Genomic DNA, 16,576 nt, shown 5'->3' with positions numbered 1-16,576 from the left:
GCGATCGTCTATAATTTATAACTTCTCACACAAAAAGATATTATTCAGATAAAGGTCCTTTCTGCGGGGCAAAATTGCCGCTAATACAATTGTATAAAGGTTCATGGAACTATATACAAACAGACGGGCCAGCGATCTTACAACCGGTATTTTACGGAAGATCGGCAGAATATGTCTGGCCACATAAGTGATCTTCAGTTGCATGATCGTCTCTATATTACCGCCGGTTTTATCTATCTGCAATACTTTAAAACCGCTCTTTTCAAACAGGCTGCGTAATGCAAAAATGGTATAACGGGCGTAATCGTTAGGCTCTTCATGCTCACAGATCGCAAACGGACAGGTAATCAGTATACGCCCGCCTGGCTTCATAACCCGGTTGATCTCTAACAGGATCTCCTCCAGATTGAATACGTGCTCAAATACCTCGGTGCTGAACACCGCGTCAAAATGCTGATCCGGAAAAGGCAGGTGCCTGCCATCATAGAACACATCTACAGGCTCATCATCATGCGGATGACCTTCACTATCATAATCCACACCGATATATTCATCGACAGAAAACAGACTCTTATAGGGTTTCGAACCACAGCCAAAATCCATTAAACGCCCTTTCAATTGAGGAATATAGATAGTCAGCGCGTTCAGGAGCGCCTTCCTTGTAAGATAGGCCGGAAAGCGTATATCCGGATTAAAAGCGTAAGGTATTTGTCTGTCTGGCATCCGGTAAAAATAAAAATAATTTTCAATATGCAGCACCTAACCGGAAAAAGGGGGATCTTCAGATATCAGTCAGATCACGCTTTAAAGTAGGTGAGGTCAGCAACAGATATAAAAAGCAGTCACAACGTAACGCATATGGGTCAAATTCCGGGCGAATTAAAAAAACGCTATATTTGCCCCGTTTACGTTCTTTTTCTTTCCCCAACTTAAAAAGGTTCTGCTTAATCGCAGATTAATAGGGAATCGTGTGAAAATCACGAACTGTCCCGCAACTGTAAGTAACACAATCAGTTGCTGCCAAAAGAAGTCCACTGTCCAGCTAAAAGCGGATGGGAAGGACGGTAGCAATGTTACAAGTCAGGAGACCTGCCTTTTTTATGCTGGCAATGCTTTCGTGGACTGAAGCAACGTCGAGAATGGAGGTTTAGTGGCCGGGGTGTAATCATTATTACGCCCGCGGATCATTTGTGTATTTATAAAAGCCTCCTGCCTTTTCTGTACAGCTGCACCCGATCGCATGGTAAAGTACTGAAGAACAATTGTTTTATTTTCTTCATCAACGCTATCAATGCAAATTTCTACAACTGGTAAAGCCAGGACGGGGCATTATTACTTTTCTTTTTATTTACAGGTTGTTTTTCTTTGTGCGCTTGTCTGCATGATTCACCCTTTTCTGCCGGTGAACAAACTCCATGCACAATCTCAGACAAACGCAGCACGTACCGGTGGTTTGCGCGGACAGATCACTACAGAAACGGGGCAACCACTGGCGGATATCACCGTAAGACTACATGGCACCGGTCATGGTACCGTAACAGATGCCGATGGCAACTTCGCATTTGCAAACATCCCTGCAGGTAATTATACGCTTGCAGCAAGTGGTGTAGGTTATCATCCTGCGAAGCATCCTGCTGTGATCACCAGCGGACAAACAACCACACTGTCTTTTCAGCTGAACAGTCATACCGGCCAGCTATCCGAAGTAACAGTGAGTACCGCACAGGTATCATCCTTTGCCGGTATCAATAAAATAGCTGTCCCTGTCAGGGATCTACCGCTGACTACCTCCGCAGTTTCTGCCCGTACACTCGAACAAAGAGGGACAGACGATCTGGGAGAAGCCATGAAAAACACGACAGGTGTACGTGCCAATAATACCTATGGTGGCTTCCAGCACTTCACCATCCGTGGTTTTAATAACTTTGTATTACTCGTAGACGGCGTCAGAGATGAACGTCATAACATCTCTACCAGTGCTCCCAGTACGAACCTGGCCAATATCGAGCGTATAGAAGTGTTGAAAGGACCCGCATCTGTGTTATTTGGGCACTCCGCACTGGGTGGTATCATTAACCTGGTACGCAAACGTCCTTCTAAAGAACAGAAAGCGGAATTCTCTGCTTCTTACGGTAGTTTTAATACGCGTCGTATGCGTGCAGGTGCAGGTGGTGCGATCAATAATAAACTCGCCTACAGGGTAGACGTGGGTCTGTCTGAAACAGATGGCTATCGTCAGTCAGGCGTCAATACCAACAACGCCTACCTCGCGCTGGAATATACACCTACGGCACGCGACAACTTTTATCTGAGTGTCGGTGCAAACAAAGATAAATATGATACGGATGCAGGTATTCCCGTACTGGAAGGTGGTAAGATCGCTCCGGGCATGAATGTTGACACCCGTTACAATGATCCCGCTGATTTCCTGAAAAATACGCGTTACGATTTCCAGCTGCGCTATACGCATCAGTTCAATAGTAAACTGGTTCTATCTGACCAGCTGTCTTACTCCTATGATAACATCGATTATCTTTCAACGGAAGAACTGACGTTCAACGAAGCCTTGGACTCGCTGACACGCACCTCTCCCCTGTATTTCAATCATATTACCAAACCGCTGCAAAATCAGCTTGAACTGACATATACAACACAGACAGGCAATATCGAACATAAGCTGTTGTTTGGTTATTCCCTCAGTATCCTCGATCGTAAGACTTACAACGGCAACATCACGGGTAGCGGACTTTATGCACAGGTCGCAGTACAAAATCCGGTGCTGAGTCAGGGTAATATCGATTATTATCAGACGCAGTACAGGGCGACAGAAGAGAACGTACATGGCTTTTATATACAGGAATGGCTCAGGTTCTCCGACAAACTGAAAGCATTGGTAGGCCTGCGTTATGATATCTTCCGCGGTACGTATTATACCAATAAAATAGACAGGACTCACCACGTTACAGATAAAGGCGCCAAAACAGATATTCCATCTTCTGCATTCACCTACCGTGCAGGTTTGGTCTATCAGCCAATTGAAGCGTTGTCCATATATGGCTCTTACTCCACTTATTTCAAACCATCCCGCAGGGTAGCGCCTAATGGCGAGACCTTTGATCCGGAAGATGGATATCAGGCAGAATTCGGTTCACGTCTGGACCTGAGCAAAGCATGGTCACTCACCGGTTCTCTCTACTATATGAGAAAGAACAACCAGGTGGAAAGTCTGCCGGGGGGCGTATACAAACGCGTTGGTTCTGCGGATTCCAAAGGCTATGAGATCGAGTTACAGGGTAGTCCGCTGGCGGGTCTTGACGTCAACGCAGGATATACATTCACAGATGCAAAGTATCGTCCTTTTGCAGGAAATGACATCAATTCCGTGGCCGGAAAAACGGTAGCGCTGGCGCCTGCACACATGGCTAACATATGGGTAAACTATCAGCTGCAACAAACTGTTTTACGTGGTCTGAGTATGGGTATGGGCATGAACTACATGAGCGACACCTATGCTAACAGTAACAACACGTATGTATTACCAGCGTATACTGTACTGGATGCAGCTATTGGTTACCAGATCGGTAAAGTTGGTCTGCGCCTGAATGTAAATAACATCGCCAACGAGCGTTATTTCGCCAATGTGATCATCACAAATCAGTTTTATCCGGGTGCTACCAGGAACTACCTGCTGACTTTAAAATACTCCCTCTAAATACCAGCCTCTCTTCTGCTGTAAAAGCGGAAGGGAGGTCTCCATTTTATCATCCGATCCTACTTCAAATGTTTATTAAACAGCTGAAAAAAATCATTCTGTTACTGCACCGGTACCTGGGCTTTGTGTTGAGCCTGTTGTTTGTTATCTGGTTTCTCTCGGGGTTTGTGATGATGTATGTGAGTTATCCGACGATGAAACATCATCAGCGATTACAAAAGCTGCCTCCGGTGAATATGGAACAATGTCACCTTAGTGCCCGGCAGGCTATTACAGCAGGCCACCTGACAGATACAGTTACTACTATCCGCCTCGGTATGTTACTGAACCGGCCCATTTACAGGATCGTTACGCAGCAGAATAAACACCTGGCAGTCTTTGCTGACAATGGCGACTTATTGAATGAGGTAGATACTGCACTGGCCAGTCAGGTTGCACAGGCTTTTGTGGGTAATCGCAGTCATCCGGTAGCTGTCGAAAAACTAACTAAAATAGACCAGTGGATGGCCGCGCATCGCTATCAGGGATATCTGCCACAGGTCTATCGTTTTAAGATGGATGATGAGGAAAAAACCTATGTGTATGTATCCATCTATACCGGAGAAGTGGTACAAATGCTGAACGCCAGACAACGCTTCCTGGCCTGGCTGGGACCTATTCCTCACTGGATCTATCCGACGGTGCTGATCCGCAACCGGCCTGTATGGAGTCAGGTAGTCATATGGGTTTCCCTGATTGGCGTAGTGATGAGTATCACGGGTATTGTCATGGGTTTTACCCGGTATAAGAGAAAGAAAAAGCAGTCCATCGCTTTCAGTCCTTATAAGAAGCCCTGGTTCCGTTATCACCACTACACAGGATTTGTGTTTGGCATTTTCATATTTACCTGGATACTGAGTGGCCTGTTTTCAATGAGTCCGGTTGACTTTGGTCCTGATAGCGGTAAAATACTGGAAGCGCGCAAACGCTTATCCGGCGGACCATTAAACACTACTGCCTTTACGGTATCACCGGCACAGGCAGTGAATGCATTCAGGCCTTTATTAACAGTAAAAGAAATACAACTGATACAGGTGCTGGGTAAGCCTTATTACCTCGCTTATCAGGATTATCATCACACCTGTCTATTGGCGGCAGATCGGGCAGATAGCCAGCCTTTTGAGGTATTCCCTTCCAATGCGTTGACCGAAACCGTGAAGGCGTTTCAACCCGAACAGGCGATCCAGGATACAGCCGTGATGAACAGCTATGATAACTATTACTATTCACGCACTTATGAAAAACGCCTACCGGTATTGAGAATAAGGGTAGATAACCCGGAGCAGAGCTGGTACTATATTGATCTAAAAACAGGGCAGCTGGCGCTCAAACACGAAAAAGGAAGCCGTATCGAGCGTTGGTTATACCATGGCTTACATAGCCTGGATTTTGGCTTTCTCGTATACAAAAGACCCTTATGGGATACGATCATGTGGTTACTCCTTTTTGGAGGTACGCTGGTCAGTGTAACCGGATTGGTATTGACGGGAAAATGGATCAAAAGAAAGGCAAAAAAAATCAGCTGATAACAGCATAACTACCTGGTGTGGCGTTCCCTCTGGGAGGATGGGAATTGTCACCGCCACTGCCGTCCCGGTTCACCGGGGCGGCTATTTTATTTATAGTGTATGATCTTAGTGTTTAACTATAGTCAGACTATACATATCCTACGCTAATGCTTCGTTTGAAAGGGAGCATTAGCGGCAGATAAGTATAGTCTGACTATAGATTAAGGCTGTCCATTACCACCTGTAGCACCATAAATCTGGCCAGTTGCATAACTACCGTCACTGGCTGCCAACTGTACATATATGGATGCCAGTTCGACAGGTTGTCCGGGCCGTTTAAAAGGCGTATCACCACCGAAGTTTTTCAGTTTCTCCATAGTCGCACCACCACTGACCTGCAAAGGTGTCCAGATAGGTCCCGGCGCTACGCCATTTACACGAATACCTTTTTCTGCCAGCTGTTTGGCCAGTGATTTCACATAACTGGTAGTAGCTGCTTTTGTCTGTGCGTAATCATATAGTTCTGCCGAGGGGTCTGTGGCCTGTTCGCTGGAAGTCGCAATGATCACAGCACCAGGTTTCAGGTGTGGTAATGCCGCTTTTACCGTCCAGAAAGGCGCGTAAATATTTGTCTTCATTGTCGCATCAAAAGCCTCGCTGGTGATATCCATGATGCTTTTCTGCGTTTGCTGGCGTGCTGCATTATTCACCAGAATATCCAGTCCACCTAACTGACGTACTGCCTCTGCAACCATCTGCTGACAAAAAGCTTCTTCCCGCAGATCACCTGGAATAGCGACTGCTTTACGACCGGCTTTTTTGATCAGTTCTACCACTTCCTTTGCGTCCTCTTCTTCCGCAGGCAGGTAATTGATTGCGACGTCAGCACCTTCGCGCGCATAGGCAATTGCGGCAGCACGGCCCATACCGGAATCACCACCTGTGATCAATGCTTTTCTGCCGGCCAGCCGGTTGGAGCCTTTATAACTGATTTCACCATGATCGGGTTTGGGTTCCATTTTGGCGGCCAGTCCCGGCCAGGGTTGAGATTGCTCTTTAAATGGTGGTTTGGGGTATTTTGTAACGGGGTTTTCCAATTCTGCGCCAGCGTCTGCTCCGGTTACACTTCCTCCTGCGGCTCCGCCAGCAGATGCGCTGAATGCCGGAGTAACCATCAGTGATGCAAGCCCAACTCCAATACCTCCAATAGCCTGACGACGATTATATAAATTTTTGCTGTCCATATAAAATACTTTGAATGAGTAATGAATGGTAAAACATACATTATCTATTCGTCCGAATTTCATACCAGCAACAGTCAACGTCATAAGCGCCCTATTGCAGGATTCTATCTGTGGAGAACTATACCTGATGAACGTTTATCAGCTGCTACACTTCCGGGCAAAGTTTACTTAAACCGGCTGACGATCTTTTTACAGGCCAGCGAACTCAGGGCCATGATCGTCCATTGCGGATTGACGGTTATACTGACCGGAAACAGCGAAGCATCTGTTACAAACACATTACTATACCCCTCCAGACAGAACGATTCATCTACAACACGTTGTGCGCGGTGCGGTGATTTACTACCGGCCATCAGGTTACCGCCCTGCGGGTGAGCCGTACTGACAGGCAGGTCTTTCATCCTTACCGGGAAGCCGGATAGTTGTCCGATAAAACGGTCTACTTCATCTTCATTGGTAAGGTCTATTTCGATACCCGGTTTTGTGGGAATCACTGCTTTAACAGCGCCCCCAAACCGGCCCAGTTCTATCAGTTTTTCAATGGCAAATTTGATCTTTGAGATATCTTCTTCCCCCAGCTGCCATACAAATGCCTGTCCATTGATCAAATCAGCCTTTTTAAGCACCTCTCCCCCTGCGGATGAACCAATGAGTGCCCCCAGGTTCAGATAGTAGCAATAACGGCCTGTAATAGCGTCCCTGCGGTCAAAAAAGAAAGGAATGCTGCTGAGGCCAAAAGAAGCAGGCGGATTGAAATACGTCTCAAAAATAGCTCTGCCTTTACTATCCATTGCCGCCATGGTGATCTGATCACCATCATATGCCCTGACGGGACGGTCAAATTCAAAGGCTACCGGTAAGGCAAAATTGCAGCTGAGGCGTTTGCCGATATTATCGTTCTTAACACCGCTCCGCATCAGGAAATGGCTGCTGGAGATCACCCCGCCGGCCACAATTACCGCCTTCTTTACCTTTACGCGTTGTAAGTAGCCATTATCCGCCCGTACGATCACTTCTCCTGCCCTTCCCGGCTGTGCAGGGTCTTCGATAAACTGTACTGCCGTCATATTGGGGATCACCTTTACGCCCCTTGATTCTGCCCAGGGAATATAGGTTTCCAGCATGCTACGTTTACGCATCCGTTTATTCCCCAGATTCCAGTTACCATCTCCCATGGTATTCAGGTGATTGACCAGTACCGGAAAGGTAGTGATCAGTTTATCGGCAGCTGTCTGGTTGTAGCGTTCAACCGCCTGACTAAACCGGGCCGCCACCTCTCTGTTTACCCCATTTGACTCCAGTGGTCTGATCGATAATTCAGCGGCAATCTGCTGATATTCGGTCTCCAGTCCGGACAGATCTATATCATACTGCTGTTGCCATATTTCCTTGATCGTATCTGGTATGGTGAAGCAAACTGCGTTATTAATGACAGTCGTACCACCCACGCATTCCCCCTGTAAAAGGGTCATGCTGAAGGTTTTTGTTTGTTGCAATCCGCCTTCTTTATAGACCTTCTTCATCATCTCGATCTCTGTATCCTGGAAATCCTGCAAAGGCTGATAACGGGTGCCTCTTTCCAGTAAAAGGATACGTCCGGGATCTGCTACTGTACATGCAAGTCTGTAAGCAGCGATAGCGCCACCTGCACCTGAACCGACAATAAAATAATCGACCTCCTGCGGCAGTTTATCTTCTTTCACCGGTGTGGTCACCCTTGGTGCTACCTCTTCTTTTTCCGGCATACCGGCAGGCTTAAAATTAGCCGGGTCTTTTTCATCGAGTGGCAGACGTGCAATACTTTCATGTGGCGGCGGATAAGCAGGCATATCCCCTTGTGTACGATCCCTGGCATTGACCGGCACATAGCCCATGGCATTGCGCACATTGATCGTAGAATAATGCGCAAACATGATAATAGAATTCAGGGACAGTCCTATCTGATAGGCCAGCTCCGCCAATGGGGGAATAAATGCCCGTTTACGCTGCCATTCATTACGGAAGAAATAACGGCTCAGATAGTACCGCTGTTCATCCCGCTGCATGGAGGAAAAACAGGGACGGATGCCATAGATCAGGTTGAGTATATTTTCAAAGAGTGCAAAAGGCAGGTTCAGTAAACCTCTCTTACGTCCTTTGATGCCACCGGCATATTTATCGACCAGTTCGAGGTCACTGGCCTGTTGCTGGTTATCACTGTTAAAAAAGGCATTACTCAATGCCATTACACTGATGGCAGAAGACGGACTTAAGGTGTTGGTGGTGTAATCAATATCATAGTACATTTTCCTGATCCTGATCATCAGCGTTGCCAGTAAAGCATGTACCAATGCAAACAAAGGGAAATACCAGTTTACCTGTACGGCTGCGCCGGATCTGGTGGTAATAAAAATACCCCCATTCAGGTCACCGATGATCAGCCATAGTACCGCGATACTGCCGCCTGCGAATAATGGGATCACCAGTGCATTAAAGAAATGATTGCGCAATGCCTCCTTATTGATCAGAAATATACATAACACTGCCAGGGTACCATACAGGGTGACAGTGTTACCGATCATCGGATCAGGTGCACCATAGACAGCCCCTATTCCCCCGTCCGGAGATGCTTTTAAACGGATCAGTACAATACCTGCACAAAATAATACGAAGAGCACAGACATGCCGGTATACAGGTATTTTACCAGCGTAAGCGGCACGGAGAAATTGATCGGCAGATCTCTTGATGCTGCGTGTATCGCTGCGTCTTTTTTATACGCAACAGCGATCCAGACAAACAGCACCAGTAAAGCGCCATCTGTGATAGCGGAGGTCAGTAAAAAGTTGGTAGGATCTGAAGCCTGTAAGGCGGTGCAATAATGAAAGACCAGGGCATAGACGGTAGACACAAGATGTCCCGCAAATAATGCCAGTGAGCAGTGATAACGCAGACTCTTATTATACGCGGCTACAAAGGCCAGGGTAGTCATCAGAATGATCTTAAAGTAGGTATTGATGGCCAGGGCCGGATTGGCATAGGTCATCCTGATCAGCTGTTGTATCTGACCCGGCCAGACATGTTCTCCCAGGATGCCGATGATCAGCACCAGCAGATAAAAAAGATAGAAAGACCCCAGGATCCGCAGTGCCAGAAAAGCGAAATCCCGGCGGGGTTTGGGAATATCTTCTGAAGAACGTTCTTCGCTGAAAAACAGTTTATAGGCCCTTTCGTCAGGTTCAGTCACTTCCTCTTTTTTACCATACACCAGTCGCCCCGCTATCCGGTACAACCAGATAGACAGCACACCGAAAATAAGGGCATACAGTGCAAACAGTACCAATGAACGCAATACCGGTGGTTGCATCCCTGCGAAGATAAAATCTGCATTATATTCCCAGCAGGCAGGATGAATGGCGCCGGCTTGCCTGAAATGATTTTCCTGGTAGAGATCATACAGAAAAAAAGGGGCAAATACCAGCAGCGCGGTGACAAGTGAAGAACATTTCCTGAGCAATACATTTGCCGGACCATACAACAGGCAGTTGACAGCAGCCATTACTATCAATACCGTTGTTGAGCGAAAATGCAGCGATTGCCCTGCCAGCAGGAACAATCCCGCGCTGAGGATTGCGTTGATCAATATAGCCAGTATCATGCGGGCGAAAGGTGGTGTATGATCCAACGGATCCCGCTTTACATAACCGTGGAAATAAAACAATACAGGTATATTCATAAGGGCATTTTAACCGGGGTAACGAAAGCTGATTGAACACAAATACTAAAAGAGGCCCGCCCGGAACGACGAGCCTCTTTCTGAGGTTGTATATAAAGTTAACCTGTTCTTTCCTAACAGGCAATACCAACCAGTTTGTATTTATAAAGCGGCCGTCCGCATGCATAAAAACCGGTCATCTGCCCGGAAGACCGGCTGACAAATAAAACTGCGGGAATTTCACCCGAATTTCATTACATTTATAACAACAGTGAATGTTTGATGATGTTCTAAAATCTTATCAGCTACCGAATGACGCCAGATCGTATCAGACGGTACTTCCTTTTCCCCTGTATGCTGCTACTCCAACTGTATGGCTGCAAAGGTGATAGAACAATCAGGCCATCCGGTAAGGTGTATATATCCAGGGAAAACGGGAAGTATACATTATATCGAAACAGTAGCCCGTTCCTGGTAAAGGGAGGAGCCGGTTACACAAATATGTCCACGTTGAAAACAATAGGAGGTAATACCATCCGTACCTGGGATACCACCAATCTTAAAGCAATTCTGGATGAAGCTGCTGCCAATAACCTGGCCGTCATTGCCGGCTTTTATGTTCCCGAAAGCAGGTATCTCGACCATTTTTACCGTGATGAAAAGAAAGTGGAGGCACAATACAATGCCTTCCGGAGTGTGGTGTTGCGTTACCGCTCCCACCCTGCTTTGCTGATGTGGTGCCTGGGTAATGAAGTAGACTTCCCCTACAGTCCTGAATATAACCGGTTTTATGCCGTTTATAACCGCTTGCTGGACATGATACATACCGAAGATCCGGATCATCCGGTGACGACGGCCATGATCAATTATCAGTTAAGAAATGTTATGAATATCAGGCTGAAAATATCCGGACTTGATCTGCTTTCGTTTAATACTTTCGGCGACCTGAAAAAACTTGACAAGCAGCTATCATCCAATGACTGGCTATGGAATGGCCCCTTCCTCATCTCAGAATGGGGGATCTATTCTCCACAGGAATCAAGGACGACGGCATGGAGCGCTCCCATTGAACCTACCAGCACCGAAAAAGCAAAATATTATCATGAATTCTATACAAAGTATCTTCCGGTAAATAATCCACGTTTCCTCGGTGCGCTTACCTTTTACTGGGGATACAAATCCGAGGTCACACCTACCTGGTACAGCATTGTTGATCAGCATGGCGCAAAAACAGCGCTCGTACAGGAAATGGAATCATGCTGGACAAACAGACTACCACAGCATCCGGCCCCGGAAGTGGAACGCTTGCTGATAAATGGTAAGCAACCGGTTGACAACATCTTTCTGTCACCGGATACGGTGCAGACCGCTGAGTTAAAACTGACAACGACTGATACTTCCCGGCTACGTATTCTCTGGGAAGTGACAGATGAGGACTTTGACCCCGGATACATCGCTAACATGCACGTCTACGATGCAGGGATCACACCTCAGAACAGCGCCCGGATCACCTTCCGTTCGCCGTCGAAAGAAGGCCCTTATCGTATCTATTCATGGGTCTATGACAAATATGGAAATATTGCAACTGCCAATACACCCTTTTACGTAATTGAAAACAAAGACAAAAATACGGATACGCGTATCACGGCCTACAAGCACTGAGTTATTGGTCCTTCGGTTTATCATTGTAACCGGGATAGCCAGTATGGGGATACTCCTGTGCAGCCTCTTCAACCCTGCCAACATAGGAAATAAACCCCTATACTGGCTGATGATGTCAGGCATTGTCTACTTCTGCCTGAAAGTGCTGCACGAGTGGTATCACTACTTCTATATCTCTATGCCCGTACGGCCCCGTACCAAAATAGATCCTACCGTCGATATATTCACTACCTTCTGTGCCGGAGAGCCCTATGAGATGATCGTAGAGACGCTTACCGCTATGCAGGCCATTACCTATCCCCATACCACCTGGCTTTGTGATGAAGCAAATGATCCTTATCTCATAGAAGTATGCCAACGGTTAGGCGTACGGCACGTCACCAGGACAAACCGTAAAGATGCCAAAGCAGGTAACATCAATAATGCCTTACAATATGCTACAGGCGAACTCTGTGTCGTAATGGACCCGGATCATGTACCTATACCCGAATTCCTCGATCGTGTAGTACCTTACTTTATTGATCCGGAAATAGGATTTGTGCAGATCGTACAGGCATACGGCAATATCGGTGATAATATCATTGCCAAAGGCGCTGCGCAGCAAACCTTTCAGTTCTACGGACCTATGATGATGTCTATGAACACCTACGGTACCGTACAGGCAATCGGCGCTAACTGTACCTTCAGGCGTAGTGCGCTCGACAGTATTGGTGGTCATGCTGCCGGACTCGCAGAAGATATGCATACCGCCATGCAGCTACACGCCAAAGGATGGAAATCAGTGTATGTACCAGAAGTGTTGACGCTTGGACTGGTGCCCTCTACCCTTTCCGCTTATTACAAACAGCAACTGAAATGGGCAAGAGGCACGTTTGAATTACTGGTGGCTACCTATCCGAAATTGTTCCGGAAGTTTACCTGGCAACAAAAAATACATTACGGCACACTGCCCTTTCATTACTTCTCCGGAGTGATGTCTTTTATCAATTTCCTGGTACCGGTACTCGCCCTTGTACTGGATATCATCCCCTGTCAGTTCGACCTGCTTTCATTCGGTATCATCAGCATTCCTTTCCTGGCCAGTACCATACTGGTAAGACATTTCGTACAACGTTGGGTCATGGCGGAAGAGGAAAGTGGTTTTCATATAGTTGGTGGGTTATTACAGATAGGCACCTGGTGGATCTATGTGTTAGGTCTGTTTTATACCATTATCCGTAAAAAAGTACCCTATATCCCAACACCCAAAGATGACAGGGAAGGCACCAGCTGGAAACTGTTTATTCCCAATGGCATCATTCTGCTGGTGTCAGTGACGGCCATTATATACGGACTATGGCTGGACTGGAATCCTTATTCCTGGGTGATGGCAGGCATTGCATTCGTCAACTGCCTGATCATGTTGTTCAATATCCTGGCAGGCATCTGGAAAGGCCGTATGAGTAATGTCGCGCCGCAAACAACTATGGAGTTTGTATACCATCACTACTATGCGGTAAAAGTAAGACTCTGGAAATTCAGACATGGCGTTTATGTGATGATGCGTAAATCCGCCATGTCGCTTACATTGATCGTTTGTGGTTTCACCTCCTGGTTTATTTATGAGGATAATAAACCACCGCCGGCTTATCAGTCATCACACGCCTACAAAGAAAATATTTTCTATACAGGGATATTCAGTCCGGCAGATACAAGTGGTATGACCTCGATAGAGCAGGTCATGCATTACGTTGCTGTGAAAGGTGCATCTTTCAATATCATCTCCTGTTATATCCCCTGGGGAGATAAGCCTGCCTGCCTGCCGGACGATTCACTAATGAATGAGATCTATTCCTTTCATGCTGTGCCGATGATCACCTGGGAACCCTGGGCCGCCCTTTTTAACGATGAGCTGAAAGACGATGAACTGCGCGATGAGCAGAAGATCATGACGCATATCAGCAATGGCATTTTTGACAACTACCTGCAACAGTTTGCACAACGTATCATCTCCCTGCGCCGGCCTGTATTCATCCGCTTTGCGCATGAGCCGGACAACCCTGCTTATCCATGGTCTGCAAAAGGACATAACAAAGCCACAGAATATATCGCCGCATGGAGGTACATACATGATTTCTTCCAGCGCGCAGGCGCCAGAAATGTAGTATGGGTATGGAACCCATGGAAGGCAGCGACAGCGAACAGGTATTTCCCCGGCAGGGAATATGTTGACTGGCTGGCTGTTACCATGCTTAATTACGGCAGACTGAATCCGGACGGGCAATGGTATAATTTCAGTCAGCTCTACCAGCCATTCCATACACAGGCGCTTTTCCGCTCCGGATTACCGGTAATGATCGCAGAAACAGGTTCCCTGGCCAGAGAACCCGGACAAAGTGGCTGGCTGCAGGATGCATTTGCCGATATCACAGATCATTTTCCGGAGGTAAAAGCCACTATTCTTTTCAACAGCAGTTTTGATAAAAACACGGTTGGCAACACCACTGTAGATATGCTGAACTGGGAACTGCTGGAGCCTTCTGCACCATTGTCTCTCCTCAATGATCTGCAGAAAAACAGTGCTGCTTCCATCAACAAGCCTGTCATGCTACCCGCTGTCAATATGGTCAGCCATAGACAAAACGCCCTTCTGAGTGACACCATCAGAGGCGTTATATATTCAAAAGGTATCCCCTGGTTCAGGAACCATCATACACTGACGCGAAAAGAAGTGATGACCGATCTCCAATCCATGCAACGCATTGGTATCAATACGATCAGGCGTTATGGTCCCGGTGTATATGATCACAACATTTTCTCCGTTGCTGCGGATCTGGGCATGCAGATACAATATGGTTTCTGGATGCCGGAACCCGCCCTCGATGAGGGAATGGAAGAATGGCCGGAAGACTATATCCATTCAGTTGTGAATACCGTCCGTAGTAACAAAGACAACAAAAGTATTATCGGCTGGCACCTCGGGAATAATTACTGGGAAGCGCTGGACGACAGGTACATATCGCCTTCATTGCTTTATCACGAGGATCAGTATATACGCTGGCTGAGAAAGCTGGTGCAGCAGATCAAAGCAGTTGATCCCGGAAGACCTGTTACACTGGATGTACCGGAGGGACACCGTTTCTCGCTGACAGTACAAACCATCGCGGATGCTATTCCGGAACTCTCCGCAATAGGGCTTGTCTCACCGAAAGACGCTACCGGCGGCAACATCACAGTTACTGATATTCCATATTTCTTCAGCGGTATCCATGCAGATAATTACATAGCTGCCAGTAAAAAAGGGCCGGTATTTATAGACGCATGGCAGGACGCGCAGACCAGAGATGCGATCACCTTCAATGGGCTGACAGATCTCTATGGTCATTACAAACCCGACGCCGTACGCCTCGCACAATACTGGCATGGCAGTGTACCTGCACCGGCATTACCGGCAATAAAAATACTGAAACCGGCCAGAGTAACGGATCCCGGTGCTGTACTGACTTACAGCGCACTGGTATTTGAGAAGGGACAATGGAATCTGGAGGGTTACTTCGATCCCTCGCTGCATTTTGAGTGGTACCTGTACAAAACAGATGGATGGGAAAATGGTATTTATATGGAACATGCAGGTAGCGGACCTGTGCTCAATCTGCATATCCCTAAGTCGCCGGAATTATACCGGCTGTATCTTGTAGCAGGGAAAGGACAATACGTGACCACTGCCCTTTCCAATCTGCATACCCCGCTGATAAAATAAAAGCACTTATTTATCCAGTCCGAAGAAATGACAGGCTTCCGACGGACTATCATACGCCGCAGACGTCATGCCCAGCAATCGCGGGAACCTGAATCCCGGCTGAGGAACAGTGTGTCCACCACCTGATATACTGATCAGCTGCACAAGGGTACGCCCTTCTTTTTTCCATGTACGTTGCGATACCGTGGCTGATGCAGTTGCAGACTTTTCTTCTGTAGCCTGATTTCTCTCTGCGAAATGTTGCGCCGTGGCAGGCGCGGAAATCGCAGTACCTACTTTCTTAAAGAAAAGGTTTACTTCCCCTCCGTTATAAGGAATGATCTTATCGGCTGTACCATTCACCAGCAATACCGGCGAAGTGGCGCCCTCCATGGTACAGGAGCAGGTAGCTGCATCCGGCAGACTCGCACACACGGCAGCGATACCAGCTACCTTCTCAGGCGTTTCCATACCCAGTCTGAAAGCCATTTGTCCGCCGTTGGAATAGCCAAACACAAAGACCTTTTTTGGATCAATATTGTATTGCTTTTCATAGTACGCAATCAACGCATGCAGAAAGCCCATATCGTCGATATTCAGCTGCTTTGCCTCAAAAGGAGCATCCATACGGCAATCATTCCAGTTGCCCTTATATCCGTCGGGATAAGCAACCAGAAAGCCATGTTTATCCGCCAGCTGATCAAAGCTGTAACCGGTCCATTCCCGAAAACGCTTCCCGTCCAGACCAGAACCATGCAGCATAATAACGAGTGCGGGATGATCATGTGGTTTAGCGGGCACATACGAGAGGAAACTGCGTTCCAGTTGGCCCACCTTTATAGCGGATGCGCTGATAGTTGCGCTGAGTGGCGGTGTCTTTGGTACGGGTGCATAGATATAGTAACTGTACAAAGCGGCGATGATGACCAGTAATACGGCCAGGCTGATAAATCCGATCTTCAGTAAATACATTGCTGATAGTTTTAATTTCCTGTAATGCC

8 protein-coding genes and 1 riboswitch are annotated in these 16,576 nt (G+C 47.1%); of the genes, 4 read left to right on the top strand and 4 right to left on the bottom strand.

Features of this window, described 5'->3' with window-relative positions; all coding sequences use genetic code 11:
- Window positions 1-15: 15 nt before the first annotated feature.
- Window positions 16-723, bottom strand: a complete 708-nt coding sequence (locus tag BMZ72_RS30340) for a class I SAM-dependent methyltransferase (protein WP_089814223.1) — start codon at window positions 721-723, stop codon at window positions 16-18.
- 195 nt (window positions 724-918) lie between these two features.
- Window positions 919-1,112: riboswitch (cobalamin riboswitch) on the top strand.
- A 179-nt stretch (window positions 1,113-1,291) separates the two neighbouring features.
- Here BMZ72_RS30340 and BMZ72_RS30335 point away from each other — a divergent pair.
- The gene (locus tag BMZ72_RS30335; RefSeq protein WP_255373334.1) at window positions 1,292-3,712 is read left to right on the top strand and encodes a TonB-dependent receptor; all 2,421 of its coding nucleotides are present in this window, start codon (window positions 1,292-1,294) and stop codon (window positions 3,710-3,712) included.
- Window positions 3,713-3,780: 68 nt separating this feature from the next.
- Window positions 3,781-5,277, top strand: a complete 1,497-nt coding sequence (locus BMZ72_RS30330; protein ID WP_089814219.1) for a PepSY domain-containing protein — start codon at window positions 3,781-3,783, stop codon at window positions 5,275-5,277.
- Window positions 5,278-5,480: 203 nt separating this feature from the next.
- Here BMZ72_RS30330 and BMZ72_RS30325 read toward each other — a convergent pair whose 3' ends face one another.
- Both BMZ72_RS30325 and BMZ72_RS30320 read right to left on the bottom strand, forming a co-directional pair.
- Window positions 5,481-6,503 carry an SDR family oxidoreductase gene (locus BMZ72_RS30325; protein ID WP_089814953.1) on the bottom strand — a complete coding sequence of 341 codons (1,023 nt, stop codon included), beginning with the start codon at window positions 6,501-6,503 and terminating at the stop codon, window positions 5,481-5,483.
- A 164-nt stretch (window positions 6,504-6,667) separates the two neighbouring features.
- Window positions 6,668-10,216, bottom strand: a complete 3,549-nt coding sequence (locus BMZ72_RS30320) for a GMC family oxidoreductase N-terminal domain-containing protein (RefSeq protein WP_089814217.1) — start codon at window positions 10,214-10,216, stop codon at window positions 6,668-6,670.
- Window positions 10,217-10,705: 489 nt separating this feature from the next.
- Here BMZ72_RS30320 and BMZ72_RS30315 point away from each other — a divergent pair, with 489 nt between their 5' ends.
- The gene (locus BMZ72_RS30315) at window positions 10,706-11,857 is read left to right on the top strand and encodes a glycoside hydrolase family 2 TIM barrel-domain containing protein (protein ID WP_177222979.1); all 1,152 of its coding nucleotides are present in this window, start codon (window positions 10,706-10,708) and stop codon (window positions 11,855-11,857) included.
- Between the two features lie 109 nt (window positions 11,858-11,966).
- Window positions 11,967-15,596, top strand: coding sequence for a glycosyltransferase (locus BMZ72_RS30310; RefSeq protein WP_218155301.1), 3,630 nt, complete (start codon window positions 11,967-11,969; stop codon window positions 15,594-15,596).
- 6 nt (window positions 15,597-15,602) lie between these two features.
- On the opposite strand, the gene BMZ72_RS30305 is transcribed toward BMZ72_RS30310, so the two are convergent.
- Window positions 15,603-16,547 carry a CE1 family esterase gene (locus BMZ72_RS30305; RefSeq protein ID WP_177222978.1) on the bottom strand — a complete coding sequence of 315 codons (945 nt, stop codon included), beginning with the start codon at window positions 16,545-16,547 and terminating at the stop codon, window positions 15,603-15,605.
- Between the last annotated feature and the right edge of the window lie 29 nt (window positions 16,548-16,576).

Origin of the sequence: Chitinophaga sp. YR627, assembly GCF_900114995.1 — a bacterium.
In the GTDB taxonomy this organism is placed as follows: domain Bacteria; phylum Bacteroidota; class Bacteroidia; order Chitinophagales; family Chitinophagaceae; genus Chitinophaga.
Note: the sequence above shows the minus strand (reverse complement) of the source record. Positions and strands in the feature narration are given on the sequence as shown.

What these genes read in the sequence shown, in the direction of transcription:
- BMZ72_RS30320 (WP_089814217.1), bottom strand. Translation starts at nt 10,216, where the DNA reads ATGAATATACCTGTATTGTTTTATTTCCACGGTTATGTAAAGCGGGAT.
- BMZ72_RS30310 (WP_218155301.1), top strand. Translation starts at nt 11,967, where the DNA reads ATGATGTCAGGCATTGTCTACTTCTGCCTGAAAGTGCTGCACGAGTGG.
- BMZ72_RS30330 (WP_089814219.1), top strand. Translation starts at nt 3,781, where the DNA reads ATGTTTATTAAACAGCTGAAAAAAATCATTCTGTTACTGCACCGGTAC.
- BMZ72_RS30335 (WP_255373334.1), top strand. Translation starts at nt 1,292, where the DNA reads ATGCAAATTTCTACAACTGGTAAAGCCAGGACGGGGCATTATTACTTT.
- BMZ72_RS30305 (WP_177222978.1), bottom strand. Translation starts at nt 16,547, where the DNA reads ATGTATTTACTGAAGATCGGATTTATCAGCCTGGCCGTATTACTGGTC.
- BMZ72_RS30340 (WP_089814223.1), bottom strand. Translation starts at nt 723, where the DNA reads ATGCCAGACAGACAAATACCTTACGCTTTTAATCCGGATATACGCTTT.
- BMZ72_RS30325 (WP_089814953.1), bottom strand. Translation starts at nt 6,503, where the DNA reads ATGGACAGCAAAAATTTATATAATCGTCGTCAGGCTATTGGAGGTATT.